Source organism: Bifidobacterium xylocopae (genome assembly GCF_003315615.1).
GTDB lineage: Bacteria > Actinomycetota > Actinomycetes > Actinomycetales > Bifidobacteriaceae > Bombiscardovia > Bombiscardovia xylocopae.
Genome location: NZ_PDCH01000092.1, coordinates 1 through 432, shown reverse-complemented (window position 1 = coordinate 432; position 432 = coordinate 1). Strand labels below are relative to the sequence as shown.

Below are 432 nucleotides of genomic sequence, written 5' to 3'. Positions count from 1 at the left end.
CGCCAGTCCGGCGAGCACAGACCCCTCCCGCACGCCCGACCGCCACCCCGCCCCGCCCGCAACCACACCCGCCCACCGCCCGCGCGCGTGACCGACCCAGACCCCAACACCCGCTGGACCACCATCAGCGCAGGCGACCTGCACAGCCTCGCCATCGACAACAACGGACACGCATACAGCTGGGGACGAAACGATGCCGGCCAGCTCGGCAACGGCAGCAGCGACGGCATCAACAACATCCCCCACCCCACGCCCGCGCGCGTGACCGACCCGGCCCCCAACACCCGCTGGACCACCATCAGCGCAGGCGACTTCCACAGCCTCGCCATCGACAGCAACGGACACGCATACAGCTGGGGAGCCACCCGGTACGGCCAGCCCCGCCCCAACAGCCACACACACCGCACCCCCCCCGCCACGCCTCCCCCACAC

Annotated in this window: 1 protein-coding gene; it reads left to right on the top strand. The window is 72.0% G+C overall.

Features of this window, described 5'->3' with window-relative positions; genetic code table 11:
* Window positions 1-87 precede the first annotated feature (87 nt).
* Window positions 88-432, top strand: a 345-nt coding sequence (locus CRD59_RS07755; RefSeq protein ID WP_201736596.1) for an RCC1 domain-containing protein, incomplete at its 3' end; no start/stop codon positions are given.